Here is a 19,857-nt window from a genome sequence, read left to right as displayed (position 1 = left end):
TTTCCCCAGCTACTCACTGTAACGCAAATTGTTTTAAGATATGTCAGGGTGCGGGTAAATCTCTCATAAATTTTATAAGCTGGCTGATGGTTAACTCTGAGCATTGGTCACTGTGAGCCGGTCTGAGAGCGCTGGTCGGAAAGCCGTCTCAGTAGGCGCTGGAAGGGATAAGTGTTTGGACGATATATAGGTACAATTTTATCTTTATTTTTGTCACCGCATTGCCTTATGGTTTGGCAAGGGAGATTCGCTCTCTGCGGATGTGAACAGTGGGGCAGCTTCAGTAGCCGAAATGATGCTCGTCATGTTGGCCCTTTGGGTCTTGATCCTCCTCATACATCTGGTCCTTGCCGGCCAGCCCTTGAGCGCCGATGCCCAGATCGCGCTCAGCATGACGTTGTTCGTCGCCCTGATCGTGATTGGCCGCCTTCCGCGCACCAGCTTCTTCCGCGTGCTGTTTTGCGGCGTCGCCAGCTTCATGGTGCTGCGCTACCTAATCTGGCGCACTCAGAACACCATTCCTCCTGTGGAGGATATCTATGCCTTCGTGCCCGGCGTGGTGCTTTATGGGGCGGAGGTCTACGCGATGCTGATGTTCTTCATCAGCCTGTTCATCGTCATCGACCCAATGCGCCGGCCGGTGGCCAAGCTCGACGATGACCCCTCGAAGGCGCCCAGTGTCGATGTCTTCGTCCCCACCTACGATGAAGACCCTCACATTCTTGCCGCAACGCTCTCGGCCGCGTCACGGATGCGCTATCCCCAGGGCCGAATGACGGTTTATTTGCTGGATGACGGCGGTACCGATCAAAAACGCCGCGCCTCGGCAGATGCGGTCAAGCGCGGGAAGCTGCTCGAGGAGATGTGCCGGGAACTGGGCGTCGTTTATCTGACGCGCGAGCGCAACGAGCATGCCAAGGCCGGAAATCTCAACGCAGCCTTGCCCAAGACCCGCGGCGAGTTGATCGCGGTGCTCGATGCCGACCACGCACCGACGGAAGACTTCCTGGAAAACACGGTCGGGCACTTTGCTGACAAGCCTAAGTTGTTCTTGGTCCAGACCCCTCACTTCTTCATCAACCCGGACCCGCTGGAGCGCAACCTCAACACCTTCGATTACATGCCGGGTGAGAACGAGATGTTCTACGGCGTGATTCAGCGTGGTCTCGATCGCTGGGGCGCGAGCTTCTTCTGCGGTTCGGCGGCCGTGTTGCGGCGCCAGGCTCTGGAGCAGGTGGGAGGCTTCTCCGGTCGCACCATCGTGGAGGACTGCGAGACGTCTGTGGATTTGCACGCACTGGGCTGGGAATCGTTATACATCGACAAGCCCATGATCGCGGGGCTGCAGCCGGAGACCTTCAGCTCCTTCATGAGCCAGCGCATTCGCTGGGGTCAGGGGATGGTGCAGATCTTCCTGCTCAAAAATCCGCTGTTTCGGCGCGGCCTCGATCTTGGGCAGCGTCTGGGCTACCTCTCCAGCAACCTCTTCTGGTTCTTCGGCTTCGCGCGGCTGACTTTCTTCCTGATGCCGCTGTTCTATCTCTTCTTCGGCCTGGCGGTTTACAGTGCCACCGCGGCGGAGTTCCTAGCCTACACCACCTTCTACATCGGCGTGACGCTCCTGACATCGAGCTACCTCTTCGGCCGAACGCGCTGGCCGCTTCTGTCAGAGCTTTACGAGTTCATTCAGGCAACCTTCATGGCCCGGGCGCTGATCTCAGTGATGCTCAAGCCGACCGCGCCCTCCTTCAACGTCACGGCGAAGGGTGAGACCGTCGACAAGAACAAGCTGTCGCAGCAGGCCAGGCCGCTCTTCATCATCACGGGCTTCCTCACGCTTGGCCTGATTGCGACGGTCTGGCGCTACTTTGCTTATCCCGACACGCAAGACATCGTGCTGGTGGTCGGCGGCTGGAATCTCTTCGGCTTCCTGTTGGCCGTCCAGGGCTTGCGCGTCGTCTGCGAGCGCAAGCAGGTCAGGCGGGCGCCGCGGGTCCAGATCGAGGAGCCGGTCGCGCTGATGATCGGTGAAGAACGGCGCCTCCCGGCCTATATCGTCGACGCGTCCATCATGGGCGTGAAGGTGCTGCTACCACGCGGAGCGGCGTCCCAGGAGGAACTGGAATCGTATCCGCTGGCGGTGTCCTTCGTCAAACCGGGTGAGGAGGCGTCGGGACGCCTGCGCATTCAACTGCGAAACGTTCGGGTGGAAGAAGAAGGTATCGCCATCGGGGCCGAGTTCGTCGAGCCCACCGGTGCGGAATTCGGGATGATCGCCGAGCTGATCTTCATCAGCAGTAACCGGTGGGTTGCCTTCCTGGAGGGGCGGAGAGCCCGATCGCCGGGTGTTGTTATGGGTGTACTGCGCTTCCTTCTGGGATCTGCGCTCTCGATCTACTACGTCGCTCGCTTCCTCCTAAAGCTACAGGACGCGCCTTCTCCGCGCGGTTTCGATCCGGTGCTCGAGGTCAGCAAAAAGGATGTCGGTCACAGCCGCTTCTCCCACCATCCAATGGAGGCTGCGGGATGACCGGATTTGGGGGATGGCACATGACCCGGCTGCGTTCGGCGTTTCTGGGTGTTGCACTGACAGCCCTTTGTGGCATCGCGTTTGCTCTTGGCAGCGCAAACGCGCAAGCGCAGACCCTGATTCCCTTGCCACCACTCGATGCGAACGAGATGGAAAATGGGCAATCTGGCGCTACTGGGGCGCTCGGCGATCCTGATGCGGACCTTCGCGTTCTGCCGCAACAGCAGCGGCAGGGAGGTTCCGGCCAGGAATCGCAGGTGCAGACAAACGTGGAGCGTGAAGCACCGAGCGTGCGCGATCCCTATGTCCTGCAAAGCGATCCTCGTATGGAGGCGCAGCGCGGCGCAGCTTGGCGCTTTCTGCCGCTCGAAGGGAATCTGCCGGACGACAATCGAGAAGTTCTCCTGGAGCAGCAGGAGGCCGAGCGCCGCTTTACGGTCACCCTGCCGGCGGAATCAGTGGTCGCCGACTCCCGCATTTTCATTCGCTATCTGAACTCGGTCGAGGTTCTGCCCGCCGCCTCTCGTCTTGACGTCGCCGTCAACGGTCGCTTGGTTGCCAGCTTCGCGCCGCGTGCCGTTTCCGGAGCGCAGGACATACGGGCAGATCTGCCCGAGGGGCTGCTCCGGCCAGGGCCCAACGAGGTTGTGGTTCGCGCGCGACAGAACCACCGCGTTCTCTGTTCGATCAATGGCATCTACGAACTCTGGAGCGCGGTGGACGCTCTGGCCAGCGGGATCGAGGTGCGCCTGGCCCAGCCTCTGGCTCCCCCCTCCCTGGCGAGCTTTGACTATGCCCTGGCCTCGGGCATAAACGGGCCGCGGCGGCTTACTCTGCTGGCGCCCTCCAACAGCCCGGCTGAAGACTGGGTTGCCGACGCTCTTGAGCTGGTCCAGGGCGCAGCCCGGCGCGCACCAGGAGACCTGCCGGACTTTCAACTTGTGTCGCTTGAGAGTCTGGAGCGCGCTGGCCGCCCTGCAACGGCGCTGCCGGTCTTTGATCGCGATGCCTTACCCGGCGGCATGCTGGCGCTTTTCGGCACCGCCAACGAATTGAGCGGAATGGTCCCGCGTGAGATCATGAGCTTCGTCTCGGGTCCGTACGTGGGCGTACATAATCTGGGACGTGGCGACGGCAGCGCGGTGCTCATCTTTTCCGGACAGAACCGGGAAGAGGTGAGTGATGCGATTGCCGCCTGGGCCTCGCAGGAGCTCGAGATGCCGGCCCGCTCCAACGCCGTGATCTCTGATCTCTCACCGGCTCTGCAACGCCCCCGGCCGCCGCGCAAGCCCATCCAAGGTGGCGAGAGTGTCACTCTGGCCCAGCTCGGGACCCCGGAAACCGAAGTGGGCGGACTGCGCCGCTCGATCAAAACGGAACTTCTGCTTCCGGATGACTTCTTCGCGGCCAACGATGATGCCGTCACCTTGAAACTCAACGCCTCCTATGCGCCTGGGCTGGACCGGAACAGCGCGCTGAACATCTTCGTCAACGGCACCGGTTCGGCCCTGCTCGGCTTGAACGACCCCCAGGGCGAGGTGATGAACGACAGGCTCATCAGCTTGCCGCTGCGCAACTTCAAGCCGGGTGTGAACGAGATTGAGTTCGAGGTGAGCCTTCCGGCTCTCAATGCCGACAATCAGGGCTTCTGTCCGCCCGGCACCATCAACATCGACCAACCGCCGCGCTTCGTCTTGCATCCCGACACGGAGCTGACATTCCCCGGCTATGCCCGACTGGGGCATTTGCCGGACCTGGATCTCTTCGTGAAGCGGGGCTTTCCCTACGTGAACAACGGACAGCCGGTGCTGAGCGATCTCTATATCGCGGTGCGGGATCTGCAGACGATCAACTCAGCCTTGGTGGTTGCGGCAGCGGTGGCGCGGCAGGCGGACGACCGGCTGCGCTTGCGTCCGACCTTCAGCTATCCGGACATGTCTTCGCGCAACCTTCTGGTCGTGGGGCCGACCAACAACCTGCGGCCGACAGTCTTCGCCAACGCGCCTTTGCGCCAGCAGGACATCGTGACTGCCTGGAACTACCATCGTCCGATCGATCCTCTGGTGTCGGATGAACGCGAGATCGCGGCCACCACCGCCACCGAGTCGCTGCTGCAGCGGATCGAGGCGATGCGCAGTGGCGTGCCGCAGGAGCGCATTGTCGCTCAGAGTTTTGACGAGAGCGACGAAGCGGATGAAAGCACGCCGCGCGAAAGCTGGCGTCGCGGTTCGCGCGAGCAGGAGGACTCGGAGCGGAGCTGGTATCATCGTCTGGTCAGCCTGCTCCCCGCGCTGGCCCAGAGCATGCAGGCAGAGCAGGCCGCCCAGCGGTTTCTGAGTGGAAGCAGCGGCGATGTGACCGCAGTCATGATGCAGTACGAGGCCTACAGCTCTCCCGGGCGGACCGTGACGCTGGTCACCGCGCTCGACAGCCGACTTCTGCTTGCCGGCGTCAAGCGACTGGTGCAGCCTGACTACTGGGTGAGCTTGAAGGGAGACTTGGCAGTATGGGGGCCGCAGCCGCAAACGCTGGGCACGGGCGCAGTGGGAGAACCCTACACGGTGATGCCGCCCACCACATCACTGGGCAATCTGCGTCTCATTCTGAGCAACTGGCTGTCGCGCAACGTGCTGGCCCTGCTGGTGAGCACGGGCATGATTGTCTTCCTGCTCAGCGCGGTGACCTACATGCTGCTGCGGATGGATCGCCGCCGTCGTGATCTGGGTTAAGGCTTTTTTGGGTGCCATGGTGATGGTGGTGGGGCTGTCCGCTATGAGCCATGCGAGGGATTCGCTGCAACGCTCCTGGGAGGTGTTCCAGGAGGTTCACGTGGCGGCGGATGGGCGCGTGGTCGATGACGGCAATGCGGGCATCTCCCATTCCGAAAGCCAGGGTTACACTTTGCTGCTTGCGGCCGAACTGGACAGTCCCGGCGTCTTTGCCCGGGTCTGGACCTGGACGCGCAACAACCTCCTGATCCGCGACGACGGGCTGGTGGCCTGGCGCTACGATCCCGAGTCCCAGCCGCCGATCACCGACGTGAACAATGCGTCCGACGGGGATCTGCTGATCGCGCACGCCCTCTCGCTTGCTGCAAAACGCTGGCAACGACAGGACTACCGCGAGGCAGCGGAGGACCTTGCGCTGGCGATCCGCAACAACCTGGTGCGCGAGGTGGGGCCCTATACGCTGCTGATTCCCGGGAGTGAAGGTTTCGATCAGGACGACGGTCTGGTGGTGAACCCCTCCTACTGGATTTTTGCTAGCCTGGAGGAGATGCAGGAACTCGATCCCGATCCGACCTGGCAGGCCCTGATCGACAGTGGGCGTGAGCTCTTGCGCGATCTGATCGCCACTTATCCCTTGATCCCCGACTGGGTCGTCGTGCAAGCCGATGGCAGCTTCGCTCCCACCGAGGACCTGCCCTGGGAGTCCGGCTATAACGCGCTGCGCGTGCCGCTCTATTTGGCGGGTGGCGGGGTGGAAGAAGCTGAAGTCCCGGGCGCCTTTGCGCGCTCCTGGGGCGATGAAGGTACGCCTTTCCCGGTCATTCAGCCGCTGGATGGCGAGGCAGAGGTAGAATTCAACGACGATCCCGCCTACGATGCATTGCGGCAGTTGCTTGCCTGCGCAAGGCAAGAGCAGGGAGTGGGACAGCGGAGTCTTTCACCAGAAAGCTTTTACTACCCCGCGACTCTCCTGTTGTTGTCGAATCTGTACAGAGACCGCGGGTTTCCGGAATGCTGAGACGCTGGTGCCGATGGTTGATCGCGATGGGCATGCTGGCGCTGCCCCTTATGCTTGGGCAGCCGAACCAGTTGCATGCCCAGAACGAAGAACCGGAATCGACCGAGGAAACGGTGGCGCCGCAGGTCCAGGAGGAAGCCGAATCGGAGGAGGATAGCGGGGCATCCGACGGCTCGGGTGAGAGCGCCGCGGCGCAGGCCGAAGAGGACGACGCGCTGGATGAAACGGCGCTGCGCTACTACGCGCGGATGCGCGATCTGGAGCGGCTGGAAGCCGAGATCCGCCGGCTGCGCTCCATCGATCCCACCTGGCAGCCTCCGGACGACCTCTTCAATCCCGATGCGGGCGGCGGCTTCGACGAGTCGCCGCTTTGGAATCTCTTTGCCGAGGGTCGCTATGCCGAGGTGCGCGAGAGCATTGCGGAGTTGCAGCAGACCTCCCCGGGCTATTCCCCCTCGGAAGAACTGTTGGAACAACTCGATCTGGCTGAAGCGCAGGAGCGTCTGCGTGCGGCCGCGCAGGCGGAGCAGTGGGGCCGGGTTATCGAACTGTCGCGCGAAGAACCGGCATTGATCAGTTGCGAGCGCGTCGATAACGCCTGGACAGTGGCTGAGGCCTTTGTGCGCATGGAGCGCCCGAACCAGGGCGCTGAGGTCTATCGCGGCATCCTTTCCACCTGCAACGACGAGAGCGTTCTGCTTGCCACTCTGCAGAAGGCCAGTGAACTGCTGGACGATGAGCGGCTGATTGCCCTCGACGCCCTGGTGGAACGTCGTCTGGGGCAAACCGAGGAGGCCGCGCGCGTGCGCGAGGACCTACGTCGCGGCCGCCTCGCCGAGCGGCTTTCCGGCGGCGAGGATCTGGCGCCGGAACTGCTGCAGGGCCTGCAGGGCGAAGCCCGTGAGGGGCAGGACGCCGAACTGGCCCTGACCCTTGGTTGGTACTTTGCCGAACGCCGTTCCTGGGCCGATGCCAACTCCTGGTTTCAGGCGGCGCAGGATTGGGGTGCTGGCATCGATGCCGTGGAAGGACGGGTGCTGGCCCTGATGCGCTTGGGACGAACCGGCGATGCCGAGGCGCTGGCTTCCCGGCATGCCAGTTCTTCCCCGGCGATCTACCGCAGCTACATCGGCCTGTTGACTGGAAGGCTTGGGGGTGACGGCAAGCCGGTGAACCTGGAGGTGGCTGCAAAGCTTGCCGAGTACGCGGAGCGCAATCGCGATGCCTCGACGGCTTTGGCCTTGGGGTGGGCTGCCATGGAACTGGAGGAACCCTATGCGGCGGAGGCCTGGTTCCGGCAGTCTCTCAACTGGCGTGAAAGTGAGGATGCGGCTGTGGGCCTGGCAGTGGCCCTGCAGCAGCTGGGTGATCAGGCTGGGTTCGATGCGCTGGCAGCGGAATGGGCCGGCCGATCCTCGCGCATTGCCGAGATGCTGGGCGACGGCGGCGGGGGCGCACCAAGTGCCGCAGCCACGGCCCTGCAGCGCGGCCAGATCGCAAGTTGCCTGCAGCTGACTAGCGGGCCGTCGCTCTCCGGCGGTGACCGTAGCGTTCGGGCCTGGTGTCTTTTGGAAGCGGATCGAAGCGCCGAAGCCATGGCCACCTTCCAACAGGTGATGGCCGAGGCGCGCGACGAGGAGGCCTATGCCCAGGCCAGCTATGGCTATCTCCTCACACTGCTGCAGCGTGGTCAGGTGGACGAGGCCATGCAGCAGATGCACGCCCTGCCCATGACCGCAGAGCAGAAGCAGGAGGTTTTTTCCCAAGCCATGGCCAACATGGCGTCAGCGGCCTTCGACAACGGCGACTATCAGCAGTCCTTGCGACTGATGGAGGCGCATCAGCGTGTTGCGCCGCTGCCGCGCTATCTCGCGGAGCTCCAGGGCTGGGCCTATCTGAATTCCAACCAGTTCGAGAGGGCGCGCACGACCTTCAAGCGCCTGGACCAACAGATGAGCACCCGTGATACGCAGTTGGGCTTGCGGCTCCTCAAGGAACGTGAGCTGAAATGACCCGTACTCATTCATTCATCGCCACATTTTTGGTGGCGCTCCTGCTCGCGGCCTGCCAGTCCGGTCCTCCACAAACGCTGGAGCAGCGCCTGTCGCCCTATCAGTGGGACGGGTTGGAGGTTTCCAAGTCGCTGTTTCTCTTTCCGCCGGAAGATGCCGGATCGCTGATCGGCGTGTCCCAGCGGCTCTGGGACAACGGAATGGAACAGCGCCTGGGGCTGGCCAGTGACAGCTACCTGCCCGGTGATAACTACATGTCGCTGCGCTTCTTCACCAAGGGTACCGATGCGGCAGACTGGTTCGCCTTGAAACGGCACAGCCTCTCGCGAACTCGCTATTCCCAGGCACGGATCCAGCGCCGGCTGCAGGAGGAGTTTCCCGGCATTCGGGCGGAGATCCAGGCGGCACCCCGCAACAACCGCTATGGCAGTTATGTCTATGCCACAGCCCGTCATGGCGATCAGAGCTGCGTCTTCGCCTGGCAGACGCTTGATCACCCGACCAGGACCCTGCCGACCTATATGAGCGCGCTGGAGATGGAGTATCGGCGCTGCGGTGGCTCGGACGTGCCACCCGAAGCGCTGCTCTACGGCTTCGAGAATGGGGCCGTGCGCATGGACACCGGGGTTCTGCCTCTGTGGGGAGGAGCGGTGCCCAACTCGGGAACCTCCTCTTACTACAGCGACCTAGGTACATCCTATGCGCCGGTCCCGGTCCCCAGCGTCGAGGCGCCGCAGATTGCGCCCCGGACAGCACCTCGCGTCGCAGCGCCAGCCGCGACTCCCGCCTGGCGGCCGCCGGCTCAATCGGCGCCCAGAGCCAGCACACCGCCGGTTCGTTCGGCGCCTGCACCCAGAGTCCAACAGCCGGCGCCGCGCCAGGGCGTGATGCCTTTGCCCAGATCTGTGGCGCCGCGAGAGCCGCCGCCTCCGGCCTCCGCCTCGCCGCCGGCCCAGAGCAGAAGTGTCGCGCCGACGGTGCCCAGCGGGCCACGCCAGCTCTCTCCCTGGATCCACGAACAGAGCCGGCCCCTGCAAAAAGCGCCCGATGCCCGCAGCGGTGCCTTCCCCCTGCCGCAACAGAGCAGCAGCCGGGCGCCTGAGCCTCAACCTCGCCCACAAGCCACGGCCTCGGTATCCCAAACGGGTGCCGGGGCTTTTCCCTTGCCGGGGCCCGGCTCGACCGCTGCGGCCCGGTCGCAACGCCAGCAAGTCCCCGCGCGTCCGCCGGCACCCCGCACGGCGTCTTCCGGAGCAGGTGGCGGCTGGTCGGTGCAGGTCGGTGCCTATAGCCGCGAAGCCATGGCCCGCGACGCGGCCACATCCGCTGCTTCTTCGCTGTCCCTGCCAGGTGGGCATGTCTCGGTGCCGCAGGTGCGGGTGAACGGCCAGACCCTTTACCGCGCCCGCCTGGCCAGCCTGGCGGAAGCGCAGGCACGGCAGGCCTGCAGCAGCCTCAAGGGGCGCGGCCGCGACTGCATGGTGGTGCGGCCCGGGGCCTGAGCCTGTTGCCGGCTGACCGCTGGACCATTCGGCGCGGCTGTGCCACAGCAAGTTCATGAGTGAATTAGGAGAGGGGACGGCTTCGGCGCTGCGCCGCGCCTGGCTGCAGGGGATGCGCGAAGCCGGCGGCACGCCTGCGGCGGTGCTCGGGGCCGGCTACATCGGTTTCGGCGCCCTGGCCCGCGATGCCGATTTCTCACTGCTGCTGAGTCTGGTCTCGACCTTTGCGATCTGGGCGCTTCCCGGGCAGATCGCCCTGATCGAACTTTACAATCTCGGCACGGCGGCACCGGCTCTGATCCTGGCGGTGATGCTCACCGCGGCGCGCTTCTTCCCCATGACCGCTTCACTGCTGCCCAGTCTGCGCCACCCCCGTTGGCGGGCGCCGCACTATTATCTGGCCGGTCACCTGGTCGCCATGACCGGCTGGGCCGTGGCCATGCGGCGCTTTCCGCAGATGCGCCGGGTCGAGCGGTTGCCCTATTTTCTCGGTTTCACCGTGCTGCTCTGGCTGGCCTGCGCCGCTGGAACGATCATCGGCTATCAACTCTCTTACCTCTTCACCGACCTGGTGACTCTGGGGCTGGTCTTCCTCAACCCCATGTATTTCTTCCTGGTGCTATGCGGCGAGACCCGCAGTCGCCTGGGCGTGACCGCCCTGCTGTGCGGCGCCATCGCCGGGCCGCTGCTGCATCTTCTGGTGCCGGAGTGGAGCCTGATCCTGGCCGGTGTACTGGGCGGGACACTCGCCTTTCTCCTCCTCGAAACCGGGCAGCGCCGCTCGTGAGTAGCGATTGGTCGCTCTGGGGTTTGGTGTTGGCCTGTGCTCTTGCGACCTACTTCTGGCGCGGCACTGGTGTGTTCGTCTCGGGCCGGCTCGACACCGATCGGCCGGTGTTCCGCTGGCTTGCCTGTGTTGCTTACGCGACCCTGGCGGCGCTGATTGCCCGCATCGTCTTCATGCCCGCCGGCATCCTGGAGGAAACGGCGCTCTGGCAGCGCCTGCTGGCCAGCGCGCTGGCTCTGGCCGTCTTCCTGCTCACGCGCAAGAACCTCTTCCTGGGCGTCATAGCCGGGGGCGCCGGCCTGATGCTCATAAAGGTGATGAGCGACGGCGTCGTTTCGGGCCTGCACTGGTAAAGGGTCCGGCGCCGGGGCTAAACTCGCCGCGCGGCTGCCCGCTGCCACACTCAGTTATCCACGGCCCGGAGGCTCTATGTCCTGTCTGCTCGGTTCCCCGCTTCGCCTGCGCGATGTCACGCTGTCCAACCGCGTCGCCGTTTCGCCCATGTGCCAGTATTCGGCGCGCGACGGCTTCGCCGGTGACTATCACTTCGTTCATCTCGGACGCTTCGGACTTGGCGGCGCCGGTCTGGTCTTTACGGAAGCGACGGCGGTGGTGCCCGAAGGGCGGATCACCCACGGCTGCCTCGGGCTCTGGCAGGACGAGCAGATTCCCGGCCTGCACCGGATCACCCAGTTCCTGAAAGCCCACGGCACGGTTCCGGGGATCCAGCTGGGCCACGCCGGTCGCAAGGCCAGCATGCAGCGGCCCTGGGAAGGCAATGGCCCCCTGGACGAGTCCAACTTTGCCCAGGGCGAGCGCACCTGGGAAACCATGGCACCCACCGCCATACCCATGGACGAGGGCTGGCTGGTGCCGCGCGAGATGGAGCGCGCCGATATGGAGCGCCTGATCGCGGCCTGGGTCGCCGCGGTGGGGCGGGCCGAAGAGGCGGGCTTCGAGGTCATCGAGCTGCACGCGGCCCACGGCTATCTGCTGCACTCCTTCCTCTCGCCGATCAGCAATCGCCGCGAGGATGCCTATGGCGGCGATCGGGAAGGCCGGGCGCGCTTTCCGCTCGAGGTGGCCGAGGCGGTGCGCAAGGCCTGGCCGGCTGGCAAGTCGCTTTTCGTGCGGCTTTCCTCCGTCGATGGGATCGAAGGGGGCTGGCAGCTCGAGGACACGGTCTGGCTCGCCGGGCGCCTGAAAGAGATCGGTGTCGATGTGATCGACTGCTCGTCCGGCGGTCTGGCCGGCTCCGCTACCGCGGCGCGGGTGAAGCGCGGTCCCGGCTTCCAGCTTCCCTTCGCCGAAACGGTGCGGCGTGAGGCGGACATTGCCACCATGGCCGTCGGCCTGATCCTGGAGGCGAGACAGGCCGAGGCGGCTCTGGCCGAGGGCAAGGCGGATATCATCGCCATCGGCCGCCAAGCCCTGGCGCACCCGAACTGGGCGCTTACGGCCATCGGGGAGCTGGAAGGTGACGTCCCCGAAGGCTTCCAGCGTTGGCCGCAGCAGGCCGGCTGGTGGCTGGAGCGCCGTCAGCGCGCGCTGATCAAAAACTAAACTGAAGGGCGCCTATTGCCCGGCCTCGGCCTGCCGGTACAGCCCAGCGAGTCCGGCGCGGTTGGCCGGGCAGACGCCCCGGTCCGTGATGAAGGCGGTGACGAGCTCCGCCGGCGTCACGTCGAAGGCGGGGTTGGCGGCGGCGCTGCCGTCGGGCGTAACCTGCACCTCGCGGATCCGCCCCTCCTCGTCCCGACCCCAGATGTGAGTGACCTCGCGGCTGCTGCGCTCCTCAATGGGGATGTCGCGGCCGCGTTCCACCTGCCAGTCGATGGTCGGGTAGGGCAGGGCGACATAGAAAGGCACGCCGTTGGCCTTGGCGGCCAGCGCCTTCAGGTAGGTGCCGATCTTGTTGCAGACATCGCCATTGGCGGTGGTCCGGTCGGTGCCGACGATGCAGAGGTCCACCAACCCCTGCTGCATCAGGTGGCCGCCCGCATTGTCGGCGATCACCTTGTGCGGCACGCCGTGGCGGCCCAGTTCCCAGGCGGTCAGCGCGGCGCCCTGGTTGCGCGGCCGGGTCTCGTCGACCCAGACCTCCACTGGAATGCCGGCGTCATGGGCCATGTAAATGGGCGCCAGGGCCGTGCCCCAGTCCACCGTCGCCAGCCAGCCGGCGTTGCAGTGGGTCAGTACCCGCAAGGGCTCGCCGCTGGACTTGGCTTCGGCGGCGGCACGGAACAGCGGCAGGCCGGCTTCGCCGATGCGCCGGCAGAGTTCCACATCCTCGTCGCAGAGCCGGGCGGCATGCTGCCAGGCAGCCTCTGCGCGCTCATCCACCGGGAGAGGCGCGACCGTGCTGCGCAGCGCGTCCAGCGCCCAGCGGAGATTGACGGCCGTGGGGCGGGTGCGTAGCAGCCGGGCGTAGCCCCCTTCAAGGCCGTCGTCGCTGGCGTCCCGGCGCAGTCCCAGCGCCAGGCCGTAGGCGGCGGTGGCGCCGATCAGGGGAGCGCCGCGCACCACCATGCGCTCGATGGCCTGGGCGGCGGCCTCCAGATCCTCGAGCGTGAGTACCTCGAAGGCATGCGGCAGGCGGGTCTGGTCGATGACCTGCACCCGGTCGTCGCGCTCGCTCCAGATCGTGCGGTAGTGGCGTCCGTCCACCTTCATCGCTTCAGTCCCACGCTTGTCTTGCTTCAGGGACCTGTTGTGGGCGCGAGGAAGGCTGCGTTCAAGTCTCTCGGGGATGCACCACGGCCTCTTCCGTCACCACGCAGTCCATCGGGATGTCGTGGGCCTGCGGATAGATGGTGGGGATGGCCGCCAGGGTGAAGCCGACACCGAAGACACGCGGGCGCTGGGGCAGGGCGGCAAGGGTACGGTCGAAGAAGCCCCCGCCGTAACCCAGGCGATAGCAGTCGGGGTCAAAGCCGATCACCGGCGAGATCACCACGTCTGGCGTGACCTCCTCGGCACCTTCGGCCGGAATGGGGATGTTCCAGACGCCCCGCTCCAGGGGCGCTCTCGGTTCCCAGGTGCGGAAGATCAAGGGCGTGGCCTTGGCCACCACGACCGGCAGTGCAGCGCGTCCGCCCCCGGCAATCACCTGCTTCAGCAGGCCGCGCAGGTCCGGTTCGCCGCGGAAGGGCCAGTAGGCGCTGACCGTCAGGCCGGCTGGGTCGCCGATGGCATCGGCCAGTCGCTCGGCGATCGTCGCACCCCAGGCCTTGCGTTGCTCCAGGGGCGCAGCCAGGCGAGCCTTTACCAGCCGATCCCGCTCCGCCTTGCGCCAGCGCTGCACGTCGGCCTTTTGGCTGGGGTCGGCCGTGTTGGCGAGGCCGCTGTAGGCCGGGTCCACTTCATGCATCAGGCAGGGCGGGGAGGCATAGCCGGCCGGAGTCTCGTCATTCGGGTCACTCATGCTGCTGCTCTCGGGTGCGGGTGAAAGGGGTGCCGCGCTAGGATGCGGGCGGGAGTTCGACTTCATGGTCCGGGCGGTGAAGGCGCTCGCCCTTGCTCAGCAGGTGGCCGCTCTGCACCGCAACACCCAGCTCCAGGCTGTCGGCGATGCGGTGCGCACGCTCCACGAAATGGGCTGCCGCCACCGGAGGGCAGACATCCGCCGCCGTCTGCTCAAAGAGAGCGAGCCAGCGATTGAAGTGTCGGCTGTCCACCGGCAGGGGGGCGTGCTTTTGCATTGGCTGGCCGTGATAGCGCCCGGTCATCAGCGCCACCGATGACCAGAAGGCAAACATCCGTTGCAGATGATGCTCCCAGTCCACGATCCGCGCTTCGAACACCGGGCCGAGCAAGGGGTCGCTGCGCACCTGCTCGTAGAAGCGGCGCACGAGCGTCTCGATCATCGCATCATCGATGCCGGTACGCTCGATGATTTCTTCCGTCAGCTGGATGCGGCGCTGACTGGCTGTACCGGGATTGGTTTCGCGACTGGCGGCCATGGCGTCCTCAGGCGTCGTTAAATCGGTATTTGAGATACCTATTTATCATGCCATACTGACAGCTGCCAAGAGATTACGGATGCAGCCATGCGCTTGACTTCTTTCACCGACTACGGGCTACGCGTGCTGATGCGCCTGGCTGGAGCGCCGGGAACGCGCTTTACCACCGAGGCCCTGGCCCGCGAGTTTGCCGTCTCACGCAACCATCTGGTCAAGGTGGTGGGAGAACTGGTGCAGGCCGGGCTGGTAGAAAGCCGCAAGGGTGCGGGCGGCGGCATCCGGCTGGCCGAGGGGGCAGACAGGGTGAGCCTGGGGGCGGTCATCCGCCGCCTTGAGGGTGATGCGCCGCTGGTGGAGTGCTTCCGGGACGACGGCGGCAGCTGCACCCTGACCCCCGGATGCTTGTTGCGCGGGCGATTGAGCGCGGCGCGCGAAGTCTTCTTGCGCGAGTTGGACAAGACGCCCTTGATTGATTGTGCCTGGCCGCCAGGAGGAGGCGGGAATGTCGCGGATTCACCTCAAGCGCGTCTATGATCCCGCGGCCCATGACGATGGTCTGCGCGTGCTCGTGGATCGCCTCTGGCCGCGTGGCGTAAGCAAGGAGCGGGCGGCGGTGGACCACTGGGCCAAGGACCTGGCGCCGTCGAGCGAACTGCGGCGCTGGTTTCATCGCAATCCCGAGGCATGGGACGCCTTTTTCGCGGCTTACCGCGCTGAACTGAGCGGGCGCGACGACGATCTGCGCGCCCTACAACGCCGCGCCGACCAGCGGCCGATCACGTTGCTCTATGCGGCGCGTGATCGCGAGCGCAACCATGCCAGGATCCTTTCCGACCTGCTGGAGGGCCTCGACTGAATGCCTGCGAAACGCAGAACGGCTCCTTCCACACCGGAAGGAGCCGCTCGGCAGGTCGTGATAAGAACCGCAATCAGCAGTCGAGGGTCGTGCGCCGCTCCCACTCGGTGAGATGACGCGCGTAGTCATTCCATTCGGCCATCTTCAGCTTGATGAAGCCGTCGATCACGTCGTTGCCCATGTGTTTGCGGAAGACATCGTTGGCTTCCAGTTCGCGCAGCGCGTCGAGCAGGTTGAGCGGCAGCTTCGGCACGTTGTTGTAGAGGTGGCCGTCCGTGTACATGTTCACGTCCAGGCGCTCCCCCGGATCGCGCTTGTTCTCCAGGCCATCCAGCCCGGATGCAAGCATGCCTGCCTGCATCAGGTAGGGGTTCGCGGCGCAATCGGGCAGGCGCAACTCCAGCCGGTTTGAGTCCGGGATGCGCACCATGTGGGTGCGGTTATTCCCGGTGTAGGTCACCGCATTGGGCGCCCAGGTGGAGCCCGATGCGGTGGTGGGGGCATTGATGCGCTTGTAGGAGTTGACCGTTGGGTTGGTCAGCGCGCAGAGCGCCGGGGCTGAATGCAGCAGGCCGCCGAGGAAGTGATAGGCGGTCTGGGACAGGCCCAGTTCACCATCGCCCATGAAGAGATTGGTTCCGCCTTCACGCTGGTCCCACAGCGACATGTGCGCGTGGCAGCCGTTGCCCGTCAGGTCGATGAAGGGCTTGGGCATAAAGGTGGCGCGCAGGCCGTACTTCTCTGCCAGAGTCTTGGCCATGTACTTGAAGAACATGGTGCGGTCGGCGGTGATCAGGGCATCGGCGTAGCCCCAGTTCATCTCGAACTGGCCGTTCGCGTCCTCGTGGTCGTTCTGGTAGGGCTCCCAGCCCAGTTCCTGCATGGCGTCGCACATCTCGCGGATGAGATCGAAGCGCCGCATCAGGGCCTGGGGATCATAGCAGGGCTTGATGGCGCAATCCGCCGTATCGGCAAGCGCCGAGCCGTCGGGGGTGATCAGCGAGAACTCCAGTTCCACGCCGCTGCGCATATAGGCGTTGTGCTTGCCGCCGGCTTCGATGACGCGCTTGAGAACGTTGCGTGGCGCCTGCTCCACCGGTTCACCGTTCATCCAGAGGTCGCCGGCAACCCATCCGACTTCCGGTTGCCAGGGCAGTTGGATCAGGCTGTCGGGATCGGGCACGGCCAGGATGTCGCCGTCAGCCGGCGACATATCAAGCCATGTCGCGAAGCCGGCGAAGCCGGCGCCATCCTCTTCCATTCCAGCGATCGCGACGGCTGGAACCAACTTGGCCCGCATCGAACCCTTGAGGTCCGCGAACGATACAAGAAAATATTTGATACCTCGGTCTTTGGCAGCCTGTTCCAACTTACTTGCCATTGTCGTGTCCCTGTTCTGAACGACGTTCTTACGATTGCGAAACGCCCTCTCCGGCGCTCACAGTGCCGGAGAGGGCGGTGAAAGGCCGGGCAGGAACCCGGCAATAGCGGAGGGCGCCGAGGGCTGAATGGCACGATACGCCCACGAGAGCCCTATGCCTTAAAAGCCGCCCTGGCCCGGGATCCACCCGGTCCCGGCCAGAGGCACCCGAGCCATGGCGGCGGACTCGATGGTGGTGGCCACCAGGTCTTCCGGCTCCAGGTTGTGCAGGTGCGACTTGCCGCAGGCCCGCGCGATGGTCTGTGCTTCCAGCGTCAAGACCGCGAGATAGTTGCGCAGGCGACGGCCTGCCGCCACCGGGTCAAGACGCTTGGCCAGTTCCGGATCCTGGGTGGTGATACCGGCGGGATCGCGGCCCTCGTGCCAGTCGTCATAGGCACCGGCCTCGCTGCCCAGAGCGGCATATTCTTCGGCCCATTGCGGGTCGTTGTCGCCCAGAGCCACCAGCGCGGCTGTGCCGATGGCAACCGCATCGGCACCCAGCGCCAGCGCCTTGGCCACATCCGCACCGTTGCGGATGCCGCCAGAAACGATGAGCTGGACCTTACGGTGCATGCCCAGATCCTGCAACGCCTGGACCGCGGGGCGGATAGCGGCGAGCAGGGGAATGCCCACATGCTCGATGAAGACTTCCTGGGTCGCGGCGGTGCCGCCCTGCATGCCGTCCAACACCACCACGTCGGCGCCGGACTTCACGGCAAGTGAGGTGTCGTAGTAGGGCCGGGTGGCGCCGATCTTCACGTAGATCGGCTTTTCCCAGTCGGTGATCTCGCGCAGTTCCAAGATCTTGACCTCGAGATCGTCCGGGCCGGTCCAGTCAGGATGGCGGCAGGCGGAGCGCTGATCGATGCCCTGAGGCAGGGTCCGCATTTCCGCCACGCGCTCGGAGATCTTCTGGCCCAGCAGCATGCCGCCGCCGCCCGGCTTGGCGCCCTGGCCCACCACCACCTCGATGGCGTCGGCCATGCGCAGGTCGTCGGGGTTCATGCCATAGCGCGAGGGCAGCAGCTGGTAGACCAGCTTGTCGGAATGACCGCGCTCCTCAGGCGTCATGCCGCCATCGCCGGTGGTGGTGCTGGTGCCCATCGCCGAGGCGCCGCGGCCAAGGGCTTCCTTCGCCTGGGCAGAAAGCGACCCGAAACTCATGCCGGCGATGGTCACCGGCGTCTTCAGTTCGATCGGCTTTTTGGCGAAGCGCGTGCCCAACACCACGTCGGTGCCGCACTTCTCGCGATAGCCTTCCAGGGGGTAGCGCGAGATGCTTGCGCCCAGGAAGAGCAGGTCGTCGAAATTGGGCAGCTTGCGCTTGCTGCCGGCGCCGCGAATGTCATAGAGGCCGGTGGCGGCCGCGCGACGGATTTCGGAAAGCGTGTAGTCGTCGAAGGTCGCCGACTGCCGCGGAACGGTGGTTGGAATCTTGGCCGTGGTCATCAGTAGGCGCTCACATTGTCGACCTTGAAGTTGTAGAGGCTGCGCGCGGAGCCGTAGCGGCGGAATTCGCCGATATCGACCTCTCCGGTCGCGCCGGCCGCGTCGATCAAGGCGGCCAGTTCCTCGCGGTGCTTGTCCTCCATCGGCTTCTCGACGCAGTCAGCGCCCAGGCTGGTGACCGCACCGCGGACGTAGATCCGTGCCTCGTAGAGGGAGTCACCCAGCGCCTCGCCTGCATCGCCGAAAACGACAAGGCGGCCGGCCTGGCCCATGAAGGCGCTCATGTGGCCGATGTCGCCTTTCACGACGATGTCGATGCCCTTCATGGAGATGCCGCAGCGCGCGCTGGCGTTGCCGTCGATGATCAGCAGGCCGCCGCGCCCGGTCGCGCCGGCGGACTGGCTGGCGTCGCCCTTCACGTGCACCACGCCCGACATCATGTTCTCGGCCACGCCGACGCCGGCATTGCCGTGAACGGTGATCTTGGCCTGCTTGTTCATGCCGGCGCAGTAGTAGCCGACATGGCCCTCGATATCGATGTCGAGCTCGGCATCGACGCCCGCCGCCAGGGCGTGCTGACCCTTGGGATTCTTGACGATCCAGTGACGGTCGTTGCCCGGGTCGCTTTGCTCATGCAGCGCCTGGTTCAATTCCCGCAGGGAGGTAACGGAGAGGTCCACAGTTGGCATTCAGCGCTCCCAGAAATAGGGGGTGGAGGGCTTGGGCTCCCACACACGGGCCTTATCAATGCCCGGCAGGTCGGTCAGCACCTGATACTCCGAGCCGAAAGCCACCCAGGCATCGGTCTCCGCCAGAACGGCGGGTTTGCAGGAAATCGGGTCGCGCAGCACGCCAAATCCGCGGCCGGTCCCGACGACGAAGGTGTAGAAGCCGTCCAGGTCATCCAGCGCGTGCGTCAAGGCGTCACCGAAGCTGTCTCCCTGGTTCATGCGCCAGGACAGATAAGCCGCAGCCACTTCCGAGTCGTTCTCCGTGCGGAACTCCATGCCCTCGCGGCGCAGGCGGCGGCGCAGGTCATTGTGATTGGAGAGCGAGCCATTGTGCACCAGGCACTGGTCGTTGCCGGTAGAGAAGGGGTGCGCACCGTCGACGGTGACCGCGGACTCCGTGGCCATGCGGGTGTGGCCGATCCCGTGCGTCCCCTGCATCCGGCTGAGCCCGAAGCGCTTGGCCACGTTGGCCGGCAGGCCCACATCGCGGTACATCTCCACACGCTCGCCCCGGCTGGAGATCACCAGATCCGGTTCGGCGGCAATGACGGTTTTCACCTGCTCCAGGGAGCTTGCCGGCACCAGGGCCAGGACATGATTGCCGTGCCCGGTGATACGCACATCGCTGCCCAGACGCGCGCTGAGGCTTTCAAAATCCGGTTCGGCCGCATCGCTGCGAATCGTGAGCCGGACCATGCCGTCGATGGGCTCGCCATAGACCGCAAAACCGGCGCTGTCCGGGCCGCGATCCGTCATCTTGACGAGCATGGTTTCCAAATGGGCACCCAGCTCTGGCGCCAGGCGCTGATCCTTAAGATAAAGTCCAACAATACCGCACATGGCGCAGTCCTCCAGCAT

General features: G+C 65.0%; 17 protein-coding genes. 10 read left to right on the top strand and 7 right to left on the bottom strand.

Annotated features, from left to right (window positions below):
* Window positions 1-304: 304 nt before the first annotated feature.
* From bcsA to P2G67_RS13145, 8 genes are all read left to right on the top strand, one after another.
* Window positions 305-2,530 (top strand): UDP-forming cellulose synthase catalytic subunit, encoded by a 2,226-nt coding sequence (gene bcsA / locus P2G67_RS13180; RefSeq protein ID WP_275823696.1) that lies wholly within the window; start codon window positions 305-307, stop codon window positions 2,528-2,530.
* Between the two features lie 257 nt (window positions 2,531-2,787).
* Window positions 2,788-5,259: a cellulose biosynthesis cyclic di-GMP-binding regulatory protein BcsB gene (locus tag P2G67_RS13175; protein ID WP_275823695.1), complete on the top strand. Its 2,472-nt coding sequence runs from the start codon at window positions 2,788-2,790 to the stop codon at window positions 5,257-5,259.
* Window positions 5,246-6,277 (top strand): family 8 glycosyl hydrolase, encoded by a 1,032-nt coding sequence (locus tag P2G67_RS13170; protein ID WP_275823694.1) that lies wholly within the window; start codon window positions 5,246-5,248, stop codon window positions 6,275-6,277. The genes P2G67_RS13175 and P2G67_RS13170 overlap by 14 nt, the downstream gene beginning before the upstream one ends.
* Window positions 6,271-8,289 (top strand): coiled-coil domain-containing protein, encoded by a 2,019-nt coding sequence (locus P2G67_RS13165; protein WP_275823693.1) that lies wholly within the window; start codon window positions 6,271-6,273, stop codon window positions 8,287-8,289. The genes P2G67_RS13170 and P2G67_RS13165 overlap by 7 nt, the downstream gene beginning before the upstream one ends.
* On the top strand, window positions 8,286-9,791 hold the full coding sequence (bcsN, locus tag P2G67_RS13160; protein ID WP_275823692.1) for a cellulose biosynthesis protein BcsN: 1,506 nt from the start codon (window positions 8,286-8,288) through the stop codon (window positions 9,789-9,791). Before P2G67_RS13165 ends, bcsN begins: the two co-directional genes overlap by 4 nt.
* A 55-nt stretch (window positions 9,792-9,846) precedes the next feature.
* Window positions 9,847-10,578 carry an AzlC family ABC transporter permease gene (locus tag P2G67_RS13155; RefSeq protein WP_275823691.1) on the top strand — a complete coding sequence of 244 codons (732 nt, stop codon included), beginning with the start codon at window positions 9,847-9,849 and terminating at the stop codon, window positions 10,576-10,578.
* On the top strand, window positions 10,575-10,931 hold the full coding sequence (locus tag P2G67_RS13150; RefSeq protein WP_275823690.1) for an AzlD domain-containing protein: 357 nt from the start codon (window positions 10,575-10,577) through the stop codon (window positions 10,929-10,931). Before P2G67_RS13155 ends, P2G67_RS13150 begins: the two co-directional genes overlap by 4 nt.
* Before the next feature lie 76 nt (window positions 10,932-11,007).
* Entirely contained in the window at window positions 11,008-12,141 is a 1,134-nt protein-coding gene (locus tag P2G67_RS13145) for an NADH:flavin oxidoreductase/NADH oxidase (RefSeq protein ID WP_275823689.1), read from the top strand.
* Window positions 12,142-12,153: 12 nt separating this feature from the next.
* Here P2G67_RS13145 and mtnA read toward each other — a convergent pair whose 3' ends face one another.
* The 3 genes from mtnA to P2G67_RS13130 all read right to left on the bottom strand — a co-directional run bounded on the left by mtnA (window position 12,154) and on the right by P2G67_RS13130 (window position 14,540).
* A complete protein-coding gene (gene mtnA / locus P2G67_RS13140) occupies window positions 12,154-13,251 on the bottom strand; it encodes an S-methyl-5-thioribose-1-phosphate isomerase (protein WP_275823688.1) in 1,098 nt (365 codons plus the stop codon).
* Window positions 13,252-13,312: 61 nt separating this feature from the next.
* On the bottom strand, window positions 13,313-14,002 hold the full coding sequence (locus P2G67_RS13135; RefSeq protein ID WP_275823687.1) for a 5-formyltetrahydrofolate cyclo-ligase: 690 nt from the start codon (window positions 14,000-14,002) through the stop codon (window positions 13,313-13,315).
* 37 nt (window positions 14,003-14,039) lie between these two features.
* Window positions 14,040-14,540, bottom strand: coding sequence for a group III truncated hemoglobin (locus tag P2G67_RS13130; RefSeq protein WP_275823686.1), 501 nt, complete (start codon window positions 14,538-14,540; stop codon window positions 14,040-14,042).
* Between the two features lie 87 nt (window positions 14,541-14,627).
* Here P2G67_RS13130 and P2G67_RS13125 point away from each other — a divergent pair, with 87 nt between their 5' ends.
* The gene (locus P2G67_RS13125) at window positions 14,628-15,074 is read left to right on the top strand and encodes an RrF2 family transcriptional regulator (protein ID WP_275823685.1); all 447 of its coding nucleotides are present in this window, start codon (window positions 14,628-14,630) and stop codon (window positions 15,072-15,074) included.
* On the top strand, window positions 15,043-15,396 hold the full coding sequence (locus P2G67_RS13120) for a DUF488 domain-containing protein (RefSeq protein WP_275823684.1): 354 nt from the start codon (window positions 15,043-15,045) through the stop codon (window positions 15,394-15,396). Before P2G67_RS13125 ends, P2G67_RS13120 begins: the two co-directional genes overlap by 32 nt.
* A 73-nt stretch (window positions 15,397-15,469) precedes the next feature.
* On the opposite strand, the gene glnT is transcribed toward P2G67_RS13120, so the two are convergent.
* The 4 genes from glnT to P2G67_RS13100 form a co-directional block, all read right to left on the bottom strand.
* Window positions 15,470-16,777 carry a type III glutamate--ammonia ligase gene (gene glnT, locus P2G67_RS13115; RefSeq protein ID WP_275823683.1) on the bottom strand — a complete coding sequence of 436 codons (1,308 nt, stop codon included), beginning with the start codon at window positions 16,775-16,777 and terminating at the stop codon, window positions 15,470-15,472.
* Between the two features lie 159 nt (window positions 16,778-16,936).
* Entirely contained in the window at window positions 16,937-18,268 is a 1,332-nt protein-coding gene (locus P2G67_RS13110) for an FMN-binding glutamate synthase family protein (RefSeq protein ID WP_275823682.1), read from the bottom strand.
* Window positions 18,268-18,957 carry a GltB/FmdC/FwdC-like GXGXG domain-containing protein gene (locus P2G67_RS13105; RefSeq protein WP_275823681.1) on the bottom strand — a complete coding sequence of 230 codons (690 nt, stop codon included), beginning with the start codon at window positions 18,955-18,957 and terminating at the stop codon, window positions 18,268-18,270. Before P2G67_RS13105 ends, P2G67_RS13110 begins: the two co-directional genes overlap by 1 nt.
* The gene (locus P2G67_RS13100; RefSeq protein ID WP_275823680.1) at window positions 18,958-19,839 is read right to left on the bottom strand and encodes a class II glutamine amidotransferase; all 882 of its coding nucleotides are present in this window, start codon (window positions 19,837-19,839) and stop codon (window positions 18,958-18,960) included.
* Window positions 19,840-19,857 lie beyond the last annotated feature (18 nt).

Origin of the sequence: Aquibaculum arenosum (genome assembly GCF_029222965.1) — a bacterium.
GTDB classification, from domain to species: Bacteria; Pseudomonadota; Alphaproteobacteria; order Kiloniellales; family DSM-21159; genus Aquibaculum; species Aquibaculum arenosum.
This window is presented reverse-complemented; position numbering and strand designations above follow the sequence as displayed.